The organism is Paenibacillus sp. FSL R5-0713 (assembly GCF_037973325.1).
Taxonomy (GTDB): domain Bacteria; phylum Bacillota; class Bacilli; order Paenibacillales; family Paenibacillaceae; genus Paenibacillus.
In genome coordinates this window covers 1,114,402-1,133,928 of record NZ_CP150229.1, presented here as the reverse complement: position 1 = coordinate 1,133,928, position 19,527 = coordinate 1,114,402, and the positions used below count along the sequence as shown (strand labels likewise).

22 protein-coding genes are annotated in these 19,527 nt (G+C 43.7%); 5 read left to right on the top strand and 17 right to left on the bottom strand.

Annotation, left to right across the window (positions count from 1 at the left end; translation table 11 throughout):
• Positions 1-4: 4 nt before the first annotated feature.
• From MKZ12_RS05025 to MKZ12_RS04985, 9 genes are all read right to left on the bottom strand, one after another.
• On the bottom strand, positions 5-1,405 hold the full coding sequence (locus tag MKZ12_RS05025) for a phosphoribosyltransferase family protein (RefSeq protein WP_339259091.1): 1,401 nt from the start codon (positions 1,403-1,405) through the stop codon (positions 5-7).
• Positions 1,341-2,537, bottom strand: coding sequence for an HpcH/HpaI aldolase/citrate lyase family protein (locus MKZ12_RS05020; protein ID WP_339259090.1), 1,197 nt, complete (start codon positions 2,535-2,537; stop codon positions 1,341-1,343). The genes MKZ12_RS05025 and MKZ12_RS05020 overlap by 65 nt, the downstream gene beginning before the upstream one ends.
• 138 nt (positions 2,538-2,675) lie before the next feature.
• On the bottom strand, positions 2,676-3,413 hold the full coding sequence (locus tag MKZ12_RS05015; RefSeq protein WP_339259088.1) for a TerC family protein: 738 nt from the start codon (positions 3,411-3,413) through the stop codon (positions 2,676-2,678).
• A gap of 29 nt (positions 3,414-3,442) precedes the next feature.
• The gene (locus MKZ12_RS05010) at positions 3,443-4,702 is read right to left on the bottom strand and encodes a TerD family protein (protein ID WP_339259086.1); all 1,260 of its coding nucleotides are present in this window, start codon (positions 4,700-4,702) and stop codon (positions 3,443-3,445) included.
• A 21-nt stretch (positions 4,703-4,723) separates the two neighbouring features.
• Positions 4,724-5,305 (bottom strand): TerD family protein, encoded by a 582-nt coding sequence (locus tag MKZ12_RS05005; RefSeq protein WP_264934654.1) that lies wholly within the window; start codon positions 5,303-5,305, stop codon positions 4,724-4,726.
• 113 nt (positions 5,306-5,418) lie between these two features.
• Entirely contained in the window at positions 5,419-5,994 is a 576-nt protein-coding gene (locus tag MKZ12_RS05000; RefSeq protein ID WP_090917591.1) for a TerD family protein, read from the bottom strand.
• Positions 5,995-6,055: 61 nt separating this feature from the next.
• Positions 6,056-6,649 carry a TerD family protein gene (locus MKZ12_RS04995; protein WP_339259079.1) on the bottom strand — a complete coding sequence of 198 codons (594 nt, stop codon included), beginning with the start codon at positions 6,647-6,649 and terminating at the stop codon, positions 6,056-6,058.
• A 38-nt stretch (positions 6,650-6,687) separates the two neighbouring features.
• A complete protein-coding gene (locus MKZ12_RS04990; RefSeq protein WP_339259077.1) occupies positions 6,688-7,134 on the bottom strand; it encodes a tellurite resistance TerB family protein in 447 nt (148 codons plus the stop codon).
• A gap of 420 nt (positions 7,135-7,554) precedes the next feature.
• A complete protein-coding gene (locus MKZ12_RS04985; RefSeq protein ID WP_339259076.1) occupies positions 7,555-8,844 on the bottom strand; it encodes a galactokinase family protein in 1,290 nt (429 codons plus the stop codon).
• A gap of 276 nt (positions 8,845-9,120) precedes the next feature.
• Between MKZ12_RS04985 and MKZ12_RS04980 the strand changes: the two genes are divergently transcribed.
• The 4 genes from MKZ12_RS04980 to MKZ12_RS04965 all read left to right on the top strand — a co-directional run bounded on the left by MKZ12_RS04980 (position 9,121) and on the right by MKZ12_RS04965 (position 12,845).
• Positions 9,121-10,377: an MFS transporter gene (locus MKZ12_RS04980; protein WP_339259075.1), complete on the top strand. Its 1,257-nt coding sequence runs from the start codon at positions 9,121-9,123 to the stop codon at positions 10,375-10,377.
• 59 nt (positions 10,378-10,436) lie between these two features.
• Positions 10,437-11,363 carry a DUF2268 domain-containing protein gene (locus MKZ12_RS04975; protein ID WP_339259074.1) on the top strand — a complete coding sequence of 309 codons (927 nt, stop codon included), beginning with the start codon at positions 10,437-10,439 and terminating at the stop codon, positions 11,361-11,363.
• The gene (locus MKZ12_RS04970) at positions 11,338-12,105 is read left to right on the top strand and encodes a MerR family transcriptional regulator (RefSeq protein WP_339259073.1); all 768 of its coding nucleotides are present in this window, start codon (positions 11,338-11,340) and stop codon (positions 12,103-12,105) included. The genes MKZ12_RS04975 and MKZ12_RS04970 overlap by 26 nt, the downstream gene beginning before the upstream one ends.
• A 68-nt stretch (positions 12,106-12,173) precedes the next feature.
• The gene (locus MKZ12_RS04965) at positions 12,174-12,845 is read left to right on the top strand and encodes a metal-dependent hydrolase (protein ID WP_339259071.1); all 672 of its coding nucleotides are present in this window, start codon (positions 12,174-12,176) and stop codon (positions 12,843-12,845) included.
• 70 nt (positions 12,846-12,915) lie between these two features.
• On the opposite strand, the gene MKZ12_RS04960 is transcribed toward MKZ12_RS04965, so the two are convergent.
• The 8 genes from MKZ12_RS04960 to MKZ12_RS04925 form a co-directional block, all read right to left on the bottom strand.
• Entirely contained in the window at positions 12,916-13,242 is a 327-nt protein-coding gene (locus MKZ12_RS04960; protein ID WP_339259069.1) for a nucleoside triphosphate pyrophosphohydrolase, read from the bottom strand.
• A gap of 473 nt (positions 13,243-13,715) precedes the next feature.
• Positions 13,716-13,925 (bottom strand): hypothetical protein, encoded by a 210-nt coding sequence (locus MKZ12_RS04955; RefSeq protein ID WP_339259067.1) that lies wholly within the window; start codon positions 13,923-13,925, stop codon positions 13,716-13,718.
• 65 nt (positions 13,926-13,990) lie between these two features.
• Complete coding sequence (locus MKZ12_RS04950; protein ID WP_339259065.1) at positions 13,991-14,533, bottom strand: hypothetical protein; 543 nt, start codon at positions 14,531-14,533, stop codon at positions 13,991-13,993.
• Positions 14,534-14,706: 173 nt separating this feature from the next.
• Positions 14,707-15,180 carry a hypothetical protein gene (locus MKZ12_RS04945; RefSeq protein ID WP_339259063.1) on the bottom strand — a complete coding sequence of 158 codons (474 nt, stop codon included), beginning with the start codon at positions 15,178-15,180 and terminating at the stop codon, positions 14,707-14,709.
• Complete coding sequence (locus MKZ12_RS04940) at positions 15,152-16,369, bottom strand: WXG100 family type VII secretion target (RefSeq protein ID WP_339259061.1); 1,218 nt, start codon at positions 16,367-16,369, stop codon at positions 15,152-15,154. Before MKZ12_RS04940 ends, MKZ12_RS04945 begins: the two co-directional genes overlap by 29 nt.
• A gap of 255 nt (positions 16,370-16,624) precedes the next feature.
• Entirely contained in the window at positions 16,625-16,909 is a 285-nt protein-coding gene (locus MKZ12_RS04935) for a DUF4183 domain-containing protein (protein WP_339239900.1), read from the bottom strand.
• 82 nt (positions 16,910-16,991) lie between these two features.
• Complete coding sequence (locus MKZ12_RS04930) at positions 16,992-18,047, bottom strand: DUF4183 domain-containing protein (protein WP_339259059.1); 1,056 nt, start codon at positions 18,045-18,047, stop codon at positions 16,992-16,994.
• A gap of 363 nt (positions 18,048-18,410) precedes the next feature.
• Positions 18,411-18,881, bottom strand: a complete 471-nt coding sequence (locus tag MKZ12_RS04925) for a DUF4362 domain-containing protein (protein ID WP_339259058.1) — start codon at positions 18,879-18,881, stop codon at positions 18,411-18,413.
• A 172-nt stretch (positions 18,882-19,053) separates the two neighbouring features.
• Between MKZ12_RS04925 and MKZ12_RS04920 the strand changes: the two genes are divergently transcribed.
• Complete coding sequence (locus MKZ12_RS04920; RefSeq protein ID WP_339259057.1) at positions 19,054-19,503, top strand: hypothetical protein; 450 nt, start codon at positions 19,054-19,056, stop codon at positions 19,501-19,503.
• Positions 19,504-19,527 lie beyond the last annotated feature (24 nt).

Below are 19,527 nucleotides of genomic sequence, written 5' to 3'. Positions count from 1 at the left end.
CTTCTCAGCCCTCCTGTGGAACACCGCAGTACACCACGTATATTTGCTTACATCCGAGTTGGGATAATACATCCAGCATAGGTTGCATTCGTTCTTCAGACATATGTCTTTCCATCAAAACAAAAATCTCATCATATTGCCCAGGTAATACATTGTATATATAATTGCGAACAGTCGGATCTTCTGGCGAAGCATATCCTTCACCTGCAATAACCGCATATCCTGGACGATTCACCGTATGGATTGGGCTCCGAGTCGTGGACTGATACATCACCCCGTCACCCATCTCAGCGGCAACTCGCATCGGAATATGCATAAACTCCCCTGTACCCATCACAAGGGTATGCCGGCCCTTCCTTTTTTCTCGCAACAGGGCTGCGATCCTGGAGATACCTGAGTCCAGACCAGCATTATGACTTGAATGAATGCCGAATCGGCCTGTGTACCGAAGATAAGGAGCCGACCAGCGATTCCCCTTCGAATCCGCAGATACAGCGCGCCATGGCTCCAGTTCACCGGCAACAGATATAACATGTATCAACGATGCGGATTCAGTACCCGTCTTCTCTCCAGAAGCATCGATAGATGGTTCGCCCATCACCTGAATTTTTCCTTTTAACAAGCATAGTGGAGTGATCGTTATTCCAAGTTCATGCTCCAGTGCTGTGAATTTCTGCTCATCTGCATCAGTCCGCCAATCCAGCAAAGACGCAATATAATATTGTTTGCGCGGATAGGTGCGCTGGATATCCCGAATAATGTTCAATGTGGTATTGCCCGTTGTGATCTCATCATCCACAAGAACAAGAGGTCCACCCTCTGCGAGTGATTCGGAGTCCAGAGCGTAACAGCGATGAGACATCGCATGAGAATGCTCCTCCTCGAATTGAATATCCGGCTCGATTTCAGGCAGGTACTCTCTTGTGGAATGAATATACGTTGCACGATCAGCGAACAGCTCGTACATGCTGTGTCCCAGAGCGGTAGCTGTCTCGGCAAAACCGACAAATCTCACGTCTTCAGGCAAAGTCATCTGAACTTTCATTAAAGACTCATAAGCCTCACGAGCTTGATCCGGATCAATTAATCCGCGGACCATGCATTGTTTCCACGCTGCAATTCGTTTGTCTTCTCCTTGACTTAAATCTTCATACAGCAGAACCGCCAGAGCCGCTCCGCTGAGCAGTGAAGTATACGGATTGACGGCTATATGCTTGCCAAGCAATTTACTGACAAAGAGAAATGATCGTTTTTTATTCAAACGAGCCGCCATGGAGAACAGATACTCCAATGGAATTTCCAATGGATTATGTGTGGTCTCAATCGTGACATGGAATTGATCAAGAATAGGAAACGTATGTTTGTTCATGTTTGGGCAAGAGCCCGACATAATGCTGCTGTTCATGTAACACCCCATATATTTGTGATCGGATTAAAATTCGTTTCGCCCAACTCAAGTGTGGTTTAATCTCGTTCATCTTGTTGGTATACGTACTTTTGAAAACACCCATGCTTCCGTCATTACGGCCTACAATGCCCTGTGCGTCCATGAATTCTTCATGCGTTACGACATACATCGCCTGAACGGGCTTGATCTGTGTTGGATGAATGATCGTTTTTCCGACAATGCCATTCTCCTTATCCATCATGACCTCACGCATGAGTCCATCCATAGAGTTAGAGATGTATTTCATTCTCAGGTTCTTGCCCGGTTTACCTAGTGATTCTTCGAATGGCGTCTGTCTTAATTGGGGCTTGAATACACGCTCCCGCTGGCTAAAATACTCCCATACCGGCCCGGATATTACATAACCGTTGTCTGCGCGTCCATATAGATTGATGATATCGGATATGCAATCACGTATGGTTGCAATATCATATATCGTGAGTTCGGGACTTCGTCTCAGACCAAACAAGCTTGAGAAATCCGTTGCACCAATTCGGATGTTCAGGATATAGGGAGCATACTCGTCCACAATCTGTTTCACTTGGATCAATGTATCCCAGCGTGTTTCCCGATAGATCACACCCGCTGTCTCCAAAATAGGCATAGCGTACAGGAGTGGATGAGTACTGTCTTTCTGCTGATTATATTCGTGAACAAGCTGCAGATAAGCCCTTCCATTCGTACAGTCAAACTTGGGAAGTGCCACACCTGTTAACAAGGTCATTCGCTCACCTAACACCTCAAAAAGATGTTCCAGCTGCTCCGGGGACCTCGTCCGGACAAAAAGCAAAGGCAATTGATTGGGCGATAACTTTCCCGTCTCCAGGTGCCCTGCTAGAAATGTAAGCTGCTGCGCCAAACATTGCTCCGCAAATTCTACTTGCTCGTCACCTACTGCATCTTCCAGGTCAATGATGATGGTCGTGAGTCCTTCATGCTTACCGTTCATAATATCGTCCGCAATATGCGGACGGGTGGCTGGCATGTACAAAGCAGCCCCAACAGCATATGCCAGTATTTCTTTGGAGGTTCGATGACTAAACGATACGGGTGAAGAAAAAAATAGCGCTTCTTCCTCCTCAGAGTTCAAAAAATTAAAATATTTCAGGTTATTCTCCTCCTTGCATCTTCTGACTTCAAGTCAGTCTGCATGATGAAATGAATGCTGTCGGGGTATAAAAACCAATCCCTCCAAGAAGCGGAGGGATTGAGGGCAGAGTTACATTTTTTAAGAGGTCTGACCTTTGTTTTCCTTTTTTCTTCTTGCCGAACCGAGGAGAATCGCTCCAGCAAATACAGCGACCAATAACGAGAAGAAGATCACGTTAGAGATATGGAAACCAAAAGCACTCAACATCATTTTCACTGAAATAATAGCAATAAGGATAAATGCCGCTTTTTCCAGTTCAGGAAACTTGTCAATAAGTTTAAGGAAGATCTGCGCAACACCACGCATCATGAGTACTCCGATGATACCTCCGAGGAAAAGTACCCAAATCTGCTCACTAATACCAAACGCCGCAATAACACTGTCAATACTGAAAGCAATATCCATCAGTTCGACCATGAGTACGGTTTTCCAGAATGAATATTGCTTGCCTTCCTGATTCTCGTCTTCCTGAGACTTGAATAGTCCTTTGTAGGCGATGTATAACAGGTATAATGCTCCGAGCACTTTGATCAAGGTGATCTTCACGAGGAATGTCCCTAGCCCAATCGCAATAAACCTGAAAATATAAGCTCCTAAGATACCATAAAATAATGCCCGCTTCTGCTGTTCCTTGGGCAGATGCTTAACCATAACAGCCAGTACCAGCGCGTTATCCGCAGACAGAAGCCCCTCCAGCAAGATCAAGCTACCAATAATCCCCCAGCTTACAGGGTCAGATAGTGTGGCTACAATCTCGGTCCAAGAGAAGAAATGGCCGTAGTTCTCACTAATGCTTTTAAAGAAATCACTAAACATGAAAAGGCAGCCTCCGCTAACTCAAATTGTTATTTACTGCCGGCAGTCCAGCGCATTCCCCACCCATGGGCTTCATCCAGGGCGCGGTGTCCATTGTAGAACTGGACAATTCTTTCAATACTGAACGTCTCATCATTCACGTTGCGGAACATGGCAATACCACACATTCCCAAGGAACTTCCATGTTCATTCATGCGGACGATAATATCAGGACCGTCTTTCTGGTTAATCGTTACGACTCCATCAGCCTGTGACCAGTTTTTGACACCTTCATAAATGTAAGTGAACACGAGGATACGCTTGATATGAGCAACACGTTCACCATTAATACGAAGATTCTCTCCAGTCCTCACTGACCCTGTCCGGTCATCCCCGTCCAGAGCTATGTACGGATATCGGTTAAGGGACCCGAATGATTCTCCAAGAGCCTGTATGACCCCTTTACTGCCATCCATCATTTCATAGAGGCAACCGAGATCCAGATCCACACTCTTGTTTCGCCCGAACAGCCCTCGGTTGGTCTGTTGATTCCAGTTGAGATTGATTAAAATCTCTCCGAGTCCTCCTGCATTTTTCTTCAGGTTAATCGTATCGCCTTTTTTCTTCAGCTCAATCTTGTTCAGATTCAGTTCAATCTTGGGTTGAGGCGGTTGAGCTGGCGGAGCCGGAGGCTTCGGCGCTGGGGGCTGAGGTACGGGCGGCTGAGGTACAGGAGGAGCAGATTGTGAAGATGAAGCATTATCCTCGACGCTCACGCCAAAATTGCCACACAATGCATTTAGTCCCCCGGCAAAACCGGAGCCAATCGCATTAAACTTCCATTCTCCGTTATGTCGATATAACTCGCCAATGACGATCGCCGTTTCCACGGTAAATCCACTAGCCAGATCATATCTCAATGCTTCCTGTCCGTTACTGGCATTCCCAAAGCGAATATAGGTATTCTGAACCTGACCAAAGCTTTGGTTTCTGGACTCACCTTCATAGATGGTCAGACTGAACGCAATTTTCTCAATACGGGCAGGAATTTTGCTCAGATCAATATCAAATTGCTTTTTGTCCGATTGCTGCGGTGTATCCTTGTACGTAATAAATGCCGTTGTCGGCTGGTTATAGAAGATAAAATCTTCATCACCGGATACTTTACCACCAGCCCCGAGAAGGAATGCAGATGTATCAAGTTCAAGCGCTGAAGGAGAATCCCAACCAATACCAATCGTAAGACGTGAAAGTCCCGGATTGGTTTTGGTCAGGTCCGTTTTTTGCCCTTTGACGACAGTTACAGCCATAACAGATTCACCTTTCTTCTCCTATTTGGCATCTAATCCGTAGTTCTCGCAGAGCGCAGCAAGTCCACCGGCGAAACCACTACCGATTGCCTGGAACTTCCAATCGGAACCTGAGCGGTAAAATTCACAGAAAACAACAGCCGTTTCCGTCGAGAAGTCTTCTCCCAGATCATAACGCAGAACTTCACGTTCGTTGGACGCATCTACGACGCGAACAAAAGCGTTGGACACCTGTCCAAAATTTTGTGCACGTGCTTCATAATCATAGATCGTTACGGTAATACCGATCCGGGTAATATTCGCAGGAACTTTGCTGAAGTCGACGATAATCTGCTCATCATCGCCTTCTCCCTCACCTGTACGGTTATCTCCCGTGTGAGTTAGTGACCCGGCACCGCCCGTTGGATTGTTGTAAAATACAAAATCGTCCGTTCCTTTGGCTTTACCGTCTTCATGAAGCAAAAATGCTGAAGCATCCAAGTCAAAATCGACTCCGCCGCTATATTTATTGGTATCCCATCCAAGGCCCACCACAACTTTTGTCAAACCAGGGTTTGTTTTGGTCAGATCAATACGTTGTCCTTTCGCCAAACTAATTGTCATATATTCGTCCACCTTTCTTCATGAGAGATGCCTACAGTAATGAAAAGGAAAACCGTCTAATCGACGGCTTCCCTGTCTTGTATAAGGTCAAAAATGGATATATTCACTGGAGCCTATTGCAAACCATAATCTCGTGTAAGGCCAACCAGACCATCCTGATAACCGCTACCAATCGCGCTGAATTTCCACTCACCGCTATGACGGTACAACTCTCCAACCACAACACCTGTTTCAATGGAGAAATCTTCACCAAGGTCGAAACGGATCAATTCCTCCGAATTTGCTTCGTTTACGATACGTACATATGCGCGGGATACCTGTCCAAAATTCTGGCTGCGCTCCTGTGCTTCATAGATGGTAATGGTGAATGCAATTTTCTCGACATCTGCCGGAACGTTAGGTAGGTCGATTTTCACTTGCTCATCATCGCCATCCCCTTCACCCGTACGGTTGTCACCCGTATGAACAACGGAACCATTTTCATTTTGCGGATTATTGAAGAAAATAAAATTCTTTTCTCCGTTAACCTTACCGTCAGCATTCGCACAGAACACGGATACATCCAGGTCAAAATCCTTGCCGCCATCATACTTATTGGTATCCCAGCCCAAACCTACAGTGATTTTGGCCAACCCCGGATTTGTTTTGGTTAAGTCGATCTTCTGACCTTTGGATAGATTGATAGCCATTCGATTCATCTCCGCTTCACGATATAATTAGATGCAAAATTGCATTATGCGTAATCATTTACTACGTATAACGACGAGCAAGCTCATCGATATGTACCGCATGCGCACCTTCACCGATTGCAGAGAATTTCCACTCTGCACCATGTCGATACATTTCGCCACAGATGAGGGCTGTCATGCCTGAGTAACTATCCGATAGGTTAAACTTGACCAGTTCTTGAGAGTTTTTCCCATCCAAAATGCGGATATATGCACGCTCAATCATGCCAAAATCCTGTTTGCGATTCACACAATCATAGATGTTTACAACGATAAGAATTCTATGAACATCGGCAGGTACGGAGGAGAGATTGATTCTGATTTGCTCATCGTCTCCTTCACCCTCGCCCGTTAGATTATCTCCTGAATGAACTACAGATCTACACAAACTTTGCTTGTTATGGAAACAGACCAGATTGGTTTCCTTCGTTAGACGACCATGCTCATCCAACAGCAATGCCGAAGCATCACAATCGATATTCGCCTGCTTCTTTCTTCCGAAGAATCCCTTGGAGGCTACTGGGTCCCAACCCAAACCGGCGATGACTTGAGTTAATCCTGCTTTGCCCTTGGTTAGATCGATTTTCTGTCCCTTGACCAAATTAATACCAGCCACTGATATTCACCTCCTTTCATCTTCAGATGCCTAGAGGGCTACAGACTAAATTCACCCGGGTTCAAACCAAGAACCGTGCAAATTTCAGCTACGACTCTGCGCTCTTGATCATCAAAATTACCATCAGCAGCACCAATCGCACTACACACACCTACAATGACACGGCCGACTTCAGGCTTCGACTTAAACTTGGCAATTGCTTTCAAAGCTTCCTGTTTCCCGATCTCGGGAGAAAACTCGAAGTTATTGACATAATGATTGAAACGTTCGATGACAACCGCCATATCAAATACTTTCAATTCCTGACTCAGATTTATGTATCCCGCCATCTTATTCTTCTCTGAAGCATCAACGCTTCCATCCGCAAAAGCAACCAAGGCACAGCCGGCCACTACCGCATCCATAAAATCTTTATTCTTGAATCGTTTAACCTGGTCCTCAAGACCTTGCTTGGTTGAGTTAAGCCAGTTTCTGAATGAGCTCATATCCATCCCCCGTTACTAGATTCATTGCTTTTAAAACTACCAAAATCCAATATTCACCTTTACATCCCAATTCATAGAAAAAAATAGTTAAATTATCCCTTAACTATACTCTATATTTTGTCATTTTTCTACATATAAAAACAAAAAGCACTTCAATACCCTGAAGTATGTTTTAAAGGGATATTATCTATTATTTAAATTACGTACATTTTATTACAAATTTCGACACGAAAAAGTACACTCTCTTTACAATCCTATGTTTTGAGGGTGTTCTGAGTAAATATACACATCATTTTCATGCACTAACCTTGCATTTCGCATAACAAAAAGCGGTAATTCACCCTGACCATATCGGGGGCAAATAACCGCTTTTTGTTACATATGAAATTTCAGTTCAGCCATTCTTCCTATCTGTTTACATTAGGCAATCAATGCATTCAGGCACACCGCACCCTGCGCACGCACATTAACAACAATAATTGGCGTGTCCAACATGTCGTGCATCCAAGACATATACTCTTCCACTTTTTCGTTCGGAAGAATTGTAAGGATAACCCCTGCGAATCCACCGCCATGAATCCGACAAGCGCCGTCACCCAGGTTTTGCAGATAATTCTCGGTCAGTGCCAGCGCGATGCCAATCTCTTGCTCCTTCACAGCACCACTCTGATATACATTCTGCAGCCACTTCCATGACGAGTTACCGGACGCGGTAATCAGTTTCAGGAAATCAGCAAAACGTCCATCACGCAACGCCTGAACCTCACCATCGACGCGATTATTTTCCTCCAGGAAATGAAGCGCACGCAGCACGGCACGATCTCCAGCCGCTTCACGGACCTTCTTGAGGTTGGCGTAGATTGCGTCTGCCGTAATTTCCCGAACATACTCACTGCCCAGCGCCTGAGCAACCGCTCTCATCTCATTGGGCACAGCCGCGTAATCTTCCGTTAGATCGGCGTGATTGCCGCCCGTATTTACAATGACCAATGAGTAACCGTTCTGTTGGAAATCCCATTGAACAGGCTCGATAACCGGCTGTGCAGGATTTTCAAAATCAATGGCAATCAGTCCGCCGTACGCACAAGCCATCTGATCCAGCAGACCGGAAGGTTTGTTCCAATAATGGTTCTCCGCATACTGACCGATTTTGGCCAAAGTGACAACATCCATTGCTCCATCATTATAGAAGTGATTCAAAATCGTACAGATCAACATCTCGAATGACGCCGAAGAACTCACTCCAGATGCCGAGAACACGTTACTGGAGAGGTACGCCTGGAAGCCGCCTACCTTATATCCGAATTCTCCAAATCCCGCAGCCATACCGCGAATCAATGCTGTTGTGCCATCGTCTTCCGTATTTGGCGTGAGGTCCGTGAGATCGATTACATATTTCTTGTCATAGCCTTCTGAGTAAAAGGTAATTACCGACTCCGCAGTTGGTGCTGCCACTGCAATCGTATCCAGCGTAATGCTGCCCGCCAGCACCTTACCATGGTTATGATCGGTGTGATTGCCGCCAATCTCACTGCGTCCTGACGCGCTGAACAGCTTGCTTGCTTCTTGTGCGCCAAAGTACTCTTCGAACGTTGCGTTCAACTTCGTGTAACGTGCAGTCTGTTCCGCTACTTGTGATTGTCCATACATTTGGGCAAGCAAGGCTTGACCCTCCGTGGATTGGATCAGATTCAATGGTTGTGTCGTCATTAATAATCCTCCTATGGATGTGCAGCTTTTATTTTTGGGCTGTTGGTGAAGATGGTTGTCGCATCTGTTTCATGCCTTATTCCTCTCCCATTATCTCAGCTTCACAGCGGAAAAGGTAGGGTAGAATTGAAAGTTTGTAAGCGTTTTGTGAAGTTATTTAATGTAAAAATAGGATTGAAAACCATTTTGCAATAACATACATTGTTATTAAGTGAAAACACATTATTTCCCAATCTTCTTGTAGCTATGCTTTACATCTTATTGGTGGAGGGAACGATGAAAATTAAGTCGAACTATACCAAGTTATTCGGTGCATTTTCGCTGACATTTTTGGGTGATGGACTCACGCTTGCTGCGGTTCCTTGGCTCATATCCACACTTACAAGCGATACGCTGTATGCCTCTGTTACCATGACGGCACTTCGTCTACCCTGGCTTCTCTTTAGTCTACCCGTAGGTGTTCTCATTGACCGATACTCACGCAAACATATGCTGATTGGGGCTGGCTTTACACGCATGCTCCTTCTGCTTGCTCTGACGTTATGTATCTGGGTAGGATGGGTGAGTATTCCGATTCTGGCTCTGTTCATGTTTGGAATTGGTCTTAGTCGAGTGGTATTCGACAGTACGGTGCAGACGGTTATTCCTCAACTGGTAGATGAGAGTAAGTTGGAAAAAGCAAATGGGCAGTTCACCGCCGGACAGTTAATCACAAGTGATATTCTGGGCGTTGCTCTGGGAGGGTTCATCATCACCCTGCATATTGTTTTCCCTTTTGCCATAGACGCGGTAACGGCTGTTATTGCTCTGCTCTTTTTGATCAGTATGAAGGGAAACTTCTACCCAGGAGATACGGAAACAACCAAGAAGCAAGTTCGCCCGATGAAGAATTGGAAACGCGAGATGTGGTCCGGTATTCAATATGTCTATCATGATCGTTTTCTCCGCGGATTAGCCGTTCTGTCTGTCACCATTACGCTGATGTATTCCATCATCCTGGCTACTCAGATTTTCTTTGTACGAGATGTGCTTCGGTTGGATGCTTTTGCATTCGGTATGCTCATCTCCATCGCAACCATCGGCAGCATTGTAGGAAGCCAAGCTGTTGCATATATGCGCAAGAAATGGAGTACAAAACAATTAATTATCTCCTCCATTCTGTGCATGGGAATCATCTACGGTGTCGTGGGTCTAACCACGAATGCATATATGGTAGGTGGCCTATATTTCTGTGCTGCATTTTTCATTATTGTCTACAATGTTACCCGTTCCTCCATCCTGCAACGTTCCGTTCCTAATGAGATGCTTGGCCGGGTTGGAAGTGTATTTCGCTTTCTTTCCTTTGGCATTAGTGCCATTGGTACGCTTCTCGGCGGATTATTGGTGCGGGTTAGTGAAACGACGTTCGATCGCGTATTCTCGCTGCAACTCCCTTATCTCTTGCTAAGCTTGATCTATATTCTGTCTGGTCTGGTATTCACGATGAAAATGAAGAATCATGCAGAGAGCCAGCAGCCTAACATCAATGCTTGACTGTTACGTTAGGTCATACTTGATAATGATCTCATGCTTACATGAGGGAGAGATTAAGGATGAAAATTACCGCGTTACGTTCAGATCTAATTTATGAAGAGATCCTCCAGGCTGCACCCGATAAGAAATTGGAGTTATACCGCGAGCGAATGATGGGTCCCTTTATGAACAAATGGAACATTCAACAGATCCCGTTTCGATCTCAAGAGCCTAATGGCTTCGATGTGATTATGATGAATAACTTTATGAACATCGCTCCCACAGATATCACTCCTGAGATTAACGAATCGTTAGCTGCGATCTCGTCTGAAGCATTTTGGCAACAGTGTCATGAAGCTGTTCATAGGAGTCTATCCACCTTTATAGAGCACGGGATTGAGCTATCGGTCTCCGAATATCTATATACCATTTTATTAGGCGACAAGACTAGCCCTTCACTGACCATGAACGAAGGTATCAGCGGAGACGGTGGAATCCCCGGTTACATTATTGCGAACCTGATTCCAAATAGATATACTCTACCTCGTATGCAATCCGTGTTAGCCCATGAATGCAATCATAATGTGAGGTACCAATATATCCAGTGGAATCCACAGATTACGCTTGGAGAGATGCTTGTTAGCGAGGGGTTGGCTGAGAGCTTTGCGACATCCCTGTATGGAGAAGAGTTGCTGGGCCCCTGGGTAGCCAAAACAGATATGGAGACTTTGAACAACGTTATCAAACCGAAGATGAAAGATCAGTTGCATGTCACTGGTTTTGACCAGATTAATCCGTATCTATACGGCGATGAACTTGCCACAATGCAAAATTTCACGCCCGTAGGTATGCCCTATGCGGCTGGCTATGCCTGCGGTTATCACCTAATTCAATACTACTTGAACAAAACAGGTACACCGATCACCGAAGCAACTATTACTCCGGCAAGTGTTATCCTTGCTGAAACAAAGGACTTTTGGAATGAAGACACCCTATTTCACCGTTAAAGATATTATTCAAATCACAGGCATCACCAAACGCGCATTACACTATTACGATAAAACGGATCTCCTAAAACCGAGCAAAGTCGAGGACAATGGCTATCGGTATTACGATCAAAAGGCACTGGGGGATCTGCAAATGATCCTCTTGTTCAAAGAAATGAATTTCTCCTTGAAAGACATTGCCGCCATGATGCAACTTTCGAAAGGTGAACAAAAAGATATTCTAAAAGAGCACCGCAGTACACTCGTTCAACGCAAACAAAAACTCGAAACCATCATCGACCAGTTGGATGCGTATGTGGATGGGACGGATATCTCTCATCTTCATCTGTTTGATGATTCTTCCATCCTGTCTATTCAAGAACAATATGAATCTGAGGCAAAGTTCATCTACGGAGCTACCGAGAAATATCAGGAATTCGAAGCGAATGTGAACCAGCTGTCTGCGGAAGAGCAAGAACAAGCCTACCAGCAGTTCTCGATCAACATGGAGCAGATATTTCGGAAATTGGCAAAGCATCAGGATCTACCTCCTGCTTCTAGTGAGGTACAAAAGTTAGTAGGTGAATGGAAAAGTTGTCTGGAGCAGTTTATGGTCTGTGATGCTGAGATTTTGAGGTGTATCTCAGAAGCCTATACGACGGATCGTCGCTATGCGGGTTATTTTGATCAGTTTGGTGATGAGGGATTTTTGAGGTTTTTGTATCAAGCGATTATGTTTTATGTGGAGGGTAAGGAAAAGTGATTTGGTGTGAAGTGAGCATACATCACTAAAAGAATTAAATGTATGAACCAGGTTCAGGAGGTAACTCGATGCAAATGTTTCTTCATATGGCTATACACTTAATTACGGGCGGAACGATTCTATTACTTTTTTTAAATAAGCAGTTATCTTTTTCTAAAGACTATATAATTACTTTTGTTTTGGGATCTATTATTGCTATCACTCCTGATATCACTAAGTATTTTGGTGATATATTGTTGCATTCTCTTACTACGGCCCCCTTAATTGGAGCTGCATATGGCTGGATCATCTATAGAACCTTAAACGTTCGGTTCTTCTGGGCATGGATAAGTACGATGGCCACATTAATCATCGGGCACCTTCTTATAGACCTTCTTGGTAATGGAATTAATCTGTTCTACCCTTTTATGAACCAAGAACAGAATTTCGCGATCTTGGGATCAAATAATGAACTCATCATTTTTGCGTTGTTAACCATCACCACTGCAATCACATTAATTTATAAAAAAGTTAAACCACTTGCAATAGTCTCATTAGTATTAGCAGCTTCATTTGTTGTAAGTTTAGGAATTTCTAATGCAATAATAAGTTATTCTTTGCAACAACGTTACTCCTTTAATGATCCACAGTATATTATCGTCTATCCGGATAACACCCCATTTCACTGGAACTATTATGTAAGAATTGATGAACTCACTATTATTTCCGGCAAAGGAAGTTATTTCACAGTAACAAAATAATCCCGGACGCATGATGCATCCGGGTGATCAGTTCATCTGCCAAGTGATCTGTAATGAGTTGCGTTTAACATTAAGCTTCGTCCACATCGATCAGATACACCCGTTCCTGGAATCCACCACGCCCCTCAGCTTTGCCAGCTCTCAGCTTATCCAACTGTGTCGCGTTCGCACCATGCACCTCCGCCAGCGCCCGGATCACTTCGAGCAAGTCTACCAATTCTTCCAGAGCTTCCTGATCGCTTCCTGAACTCATGTACTCATCCGCTTCTTCTTGCAGCTTTGTTCTTAATTCTTGTTTATACTCCTCCGGGTCCAGAAAGCGTGTGCGGCATTCTTTACCACTGGATGTGATAATATGCGGAATCTTGTCCCGCACCAATTTGTTGTATGTAGGCATGTGGTATAAATCCTTTCTGCTGTGAGAGCCTTCAAGCCTCGCGCCAGTATCTCCCTTTTTGCCATTGTACAAGTACAAGTTGCTATGTGGATGAAAGGGTTGATTTAATAGAAAATGATCAACAAACACACTAACGGGCACGACGTCAACAAGGCCGCTGTAAAACTGATCTGTGCCGCGACTCGTCCTCCGGTAAACTCTTGCCGTGAAAAGAACATCCGCACCTCTACTTACCATCTGGTAGAAGTGCCTGAATCTTAATTATGTGTTTCACTCAAATGTTGTTTGGATCTATATAACACCAATTATTATTGTAAGATGCCTTTATCTTTTTCATATCTTCCAAATTGTAAAACCAATCTTCCTCAATCCATACTCTTGCATCGGGGAATTCGTTCAGAAAATCAAAAAGGAATTTAAATAATAAATCCTCATTATCATCAAAATCATCAGAAACTACTGCTTTAAAATATTCATTTTGCGTTTCTTGAATAATTTTCCTTAAATGGCGTTTCGCTTATATATAGTCGAGTATATTTTAATGTACCTTCGCTATCGTAAGTTTCTTCATCATTATCAAAGAATAGTTTCTTTTTTATACATATATTATTAATAGTACTCAATAAATTACTTGCTGATGTGCTTTCTCCACGTTTAAATAATAAAAAAGATGGCATTCCCATTATTTCAATACTCCCCGATTATCTCTTATCCCTAGTAAAACCTCGTTATTTTCAATTATATAAAATTAGACAATCTTTTTACTGCACCAGTTCGGATCATATGGCATCTGACTTAATTTTAAAATATCATCAGCTGTGTAATACCACTCGGCATCATCAAACCATAAATAATCCTCGCCATTATCTTTAAAATACTCTACAACAAATCTAAAAATAAATTTGTACTCGTGATTTATATTTTCAATATCTAAAGCCCAGAAGTAATTTTCGTCTTGAGTAAGCCAAGTGAAACTATCGACTGAGTCTTCTTCTACTTGATTAACATTAAATGTGAAGTACTTTAAGTTGTCCTTTTTATCCATGTTTTTAAAAGTAAATTCATCAACTTCTGATAGTGTTCCCTCAGCTGATATGAAGAGATCCCTACGGTATTTATCTTTTATCAAAATACAAAATATATTCGCTTTTTGCGCTGCTTTCTTAAAATCTTCAATGGCTTTTTCAGGAGAATAGTTTTCAATCTTTTTCAAAAAAATCAAAGAACTCATCTCAAACAGCCCTCTTTCAACTTGTCGATTAGCTTTCCCTCTTTTTATCCCTTTGCTCATCTTTTAAATTCTTGACAGCCCAATCCTTCACCAGAAGTAGTTCCTCAATAATCATCGGTACATCTTCCTCTTCTACATCAACACCAATCGAGAAGATATTTATCCTTTTTTTCCAACATAGTATGGTAAAAGTGCTATATGCTTTATCTATAATTCAGTTGTATATTTTTATTTCAAAGGCTTTTAGGATCCATGTAACACCAATTGTCATTGTAGGATACTTTTATCTTTCTCATATCATCCAAGTTATAAAACCAATCTTCCTCAATCCATGCTTTTGCATCCGGAAATTCATTCAAAAATAAAAAAAGAAATTTAAATAACAAATCTTCATTATCTTCAAAATCACCAGATACTACTGCTTTAAAGTAATCTATTTCTGGAGAATCCCATTCAAAATTAACAAGTTTATGAGGGTATGGTTCATCTGCTAGTCCAAACATCAGTTGTCTGTCAAAGCTATCTTTTAATGGAATATCACTAATGCAAAACTCACAATATTTTAATTTTGAGGCTTCATCAATCTTTTTCAAGTCATGACTATAAAATAATCCCTCCTTATTACATAACTCTTCTAAACGGAGTAATAATTTATTTATTTCGATACTTTCCCCACTTCTAAATACAACAGCTGCTGACGTTCCCATTATTTCCTCCTAATTCATCTAGTGAATTTACAACAATAACACCTGAATTTTTAAGAGAATCCATATTCTCTTTTACGTATTTATTCGTCAAATCAATTGGCTTGTCAATATAGACAATAACTTCTTTCATTTCATGATTGAAAAACTTAGCATTGTCTGAATTAATATATTTATCTATCTGTTCCATGTCTAAGGCCGCTGTAGACTTTTTAACTTCAATAATTTGTTTACTAGTAACAACATCTAGATCTCCTGCAACCTCATTATTCGTAAGATTATTTGCTTTTAATGCAAATCCAAGTACTTCAATTCTTTGCTGAACATACTCCGCCACCCTTCCCTCTAGAGCTCTACCTGAGTTAGGACTCTTTAACGAACTTTCGATTGCGTTTGGTATATTTTTAGGATTCTGTTCAATCCAGCTAATCTTATTTCCTGATGGATTCGTGAACTCAACTTCTATCCCTTTATTTGTTCTAATCTTTACAGGTTCATTGAGAGTATACGGTCCCTCTCTTTTAACACCAGATCCACCCAGATCGGTATGCTTGTCATCCATCGAACGAAAGGCTTTCCCAAACAATACATACGCCAGAGCCTGCCCTGTCATCGCTCCACCGTAATATCCTGCCCCACTCTCATCAATCTGCTTCTTCTGGTCTTCTACAAATTGCTCTATATCAGACCTCGCCGTTCTCGTGCCCCAGGCGGTATCCCATGCAAATTGAATACCCCGCCCAACGTCTATAACTTTGCCTACGGTCATGGCATATGCCATACTGCCTAATGTACTGAACGGGTTATCGAAGAACGCTTCTGCTGTCTGCCCCATTCCCGTTATTGTTTCTCCTATGGATTTATCAAGCAGCCCTACAGCGAAATTGCGCTTCAGCTCTTCTGGAATGTACAACGCCACCTCGCCTGAGCCGTCCGTTGTTCTAAAGTTCTTTGCGATAAACGTAAACTCATTCTGGATCTTGTCCAACAGACCGAGTGTAGTCGGGAACACTTCTTTTGCCTGCATAAAATCCCAGAAGAAACGCTCTCCGGTCACACCCGACCAATCGGATTGCAACATATAGATGGATTTCTCCAGTTCCCAGACCATTCGCTCCAGTTCCTGTTTCTTCTGCTGGACCAATCGAGCTTTCTCGTCCAACACATCGGGATGTACCTGAATACGTTGCATCCTATCTTCACCGCCAACCTGACCATAGTTTATGTACCTAAATTTTAACAAGTGAGAGTGAGGATTGGAATCAAACGGAAGGATCATTTCCTCAGAGGTTATCCGGTAGTTGGGCAACATCCTTGGGTAACCATTTTTGCACATTAATGCATGAATGAATACTGTTATGTCGACGAGAGTCTTGTACAAAAAGAACGACTTCTACCCTCAGATAGAAGTCGCACAAGATAACGATACAGCATGATTACATCTTCATTAAGACACTACAAATTGTACAACAATTGGAGTCCCTGCATTTAATGCATCTCCACCAGGGATTGTAAGTGTAGTCGTCGTAGCCGAGGATGTATCTGCTGTTTGCATAAGGCCATTAATATAAAGATTGTAATAGTTGAACGTGCCTGGGAATGCCGTTGCAGCTACACCCGCATCATTTGTAAAAGCTGTCGCAGCAATCGCAAATGTTGCTCCAGTCCCGGTTCCGTCACCAATGGTTGCAGCAAATCTCAAACTGTTCTGAAATGGGGTCACGAGTGGCATGTTTCTCACCTCCTACCTGACATAGTATATGTGGTAGATTCGAGCGCAGTGAGGGCAAAGGAACCGGTGAATAAAACCAATTTTAACCATTTATGATATTGGTTGTTATTATAATCATCTCGATAATAATAGGTGTCCCTGCAAAGATCACACCGTTTTGTGACGAAAAAGACAACCTATCCGCACTTACACTATATGAGTTTCCTGGTTGGACGACCCCGTTGATATAAAGATTGTTAAAGCTGTTAAGTCCAATCCCGGCAAATTGGGTTATGCTGTCGCCATCGTCATTAGTGAATGCTGTGGCAGGAATTATAACTGAGACCGACAAATCCAGATCGATATCTGGAAAATAGAAGTAACGGTTTACCGTAGGAATGATTTCAATTCCGGGTATGGTGCCCGGCGGACCTTGCTCACCTGGGGGACCCGTTGGCCCTTGCGCTCCGGGAGTTCCCGGTTGACCCGGTTCACCCTGAGGGCCTACGGGGCCTTGCGCTCCGGGGAGCCCCGGTTGGCCCGGCTCGCCTTGAGGGCCTGCTGGACCCTGCACTCCGGGGACTCCTGGTTGACCTGGCTCACCCTGAGGACCTGCGGGACCCTGCGCTCCGGGAACTCCCGGTTGACCCGGCTCACCTTGAGGGCCTGCTGGACCCTGTACTCCGGGAACCCCCGGTTGACCCGGCTCACCTTGAGGACCTGCCGGGCCTTGCGCTCCGGGAACTCCCGGTTGACCCAGCCCACCTTGAGGACCTGCCGGGCCTTGCGCTCCGGGAACCCCCGGTTGACCCGGCTCACCTTGAGGACCTGCCGGGCCTTGCGCTCCGGGAACTCCCGGTTGACCCAGCCCACCTTGAGGGCCTGCGAGACCCTGCGCTCCGGGAATACCTGGTTGACCTGACTCGCCGTGAGATCCCGCGGGACCTTGGGCGCCTGCAACCCCTTGCGTCCCGGGGAGACTAACCGTCTCCAATTCATGTTGTCTCAACGGAGCGAGCAGTGGGGAAGGCTCACAACATACAGGATTGCTGCCTCCCCCTCTCGGTAATGCAATGACTTTTTTGTCACAGACCATTGTCTGTGATTTTACTGGACGCTTCAGGGAGCGGTACTTTCTTCGGCACACTTTACGAATCATCTTATATTTCCGTTTTCGTCGAATTTTGTTTTTGTATTTCAATCTAGCACGTCTGGGCCTTAATTTGTTGAGGGTAGCTGTCCTCTTGTTCAGATTCTTCAAAATAGTCACTCTCCTTAGGCCGATGCACACAGTGTGTATGCCCTATGTATATGTCAGTGGCACATTCGGAGAGTGTGCGAATAACTATGATGGAAGCCCATTAGATCATAAGACCACAGTCCCTGCCATTAATTCTTTGCCTTGCCCATATGCTCCACGAACCTGGAACCGGTAATTCCGGTAGCACCTTTGGAGTATACATCAGCACAGTGAGCTGCACCGAGTTTGCCAATCGTATATTCCATTGCCCCGAAGGTTCATTTACAACTTAGGCATCATAAAAGGGTTCTCTTCCTTCTCGCAACCAGTTAACACGTAAAACACATTCCCTTCCTCACTCTTCATCGTCCCGATCCCTTTGCAGGTGTCGGTCTTCACTCCGTGTTTGGAGCCATAAGCATCCCTTGAGTTATCGTAAGTCGATTGAATAGCTGAGCCATCGTATATCAATTCCTGGATAATAGCCCCACCTTCAATGGTATACATCGTTACACGAACCTGATCCTGCTGTTTTTTCTTCACATTTTTCATAAATGTGTCCCACTTATCTTCGTTCCGTATGTCTCCATGAAGCACAACCACATCCCCGTTTTGCTCCGCTTGCTCTGGATTATGGGGCTCAATAATTTCTGGAAAAGCTTGCGTAATTCCGGAAGCATCCGTTGTTGGATTATTTGCCTCACAGGCAGTTAAAAGCATGAAAGCTAACAATAATATAAGCATAATTTTCATTCCATCACCTCATGTATGGAACGTTTCAATACTATCCTTTGTTGCATGATTATGCTTAATTTGTCATTTATCTGAAACTCCCTCGTTGTCCCAAACGTTTAGAATCATAGAAATGTATAAACAGGAACGAAAATTTTAGTGATTTATCATTCAGCAGCAGGGGGTTGATTTAATGACGTTAAAAACAATGCTCGGTGTAGCACTGGCTCTATCTATACTCATATCCACTCATTCAGCCAATATAGCGACTCCAGCTTCAACGAACCAACGACAGTCAAAGGGATTAGCCCATGAAATGGAGCGCTCCTTCCCAACATCTACATCTGTTCTGCTCATTGCCCCAACTCAACATGAAGGTCGTTCCGCATACAACGGCAGCTTCACAATGGTTGCTTCGAACGGGACACATGCCAACATATCGATTGAAAACAACAGCAACCACACGGTATATGTGAAGATGTATGTCAATGAAGTAAGTGAACCTATGGAGACATCTATCAGCAGAAATAGTGATAAAACGATCAATCTGCTTGCATTACAAGACACGGATATTAAATTGTACATTCATAGCCGGATAGGTCATCGCTTAGATCTCTCAGTTGCAGCAGAGCAGGTTCATTGATGTTTTCTTTTACACCTACATATA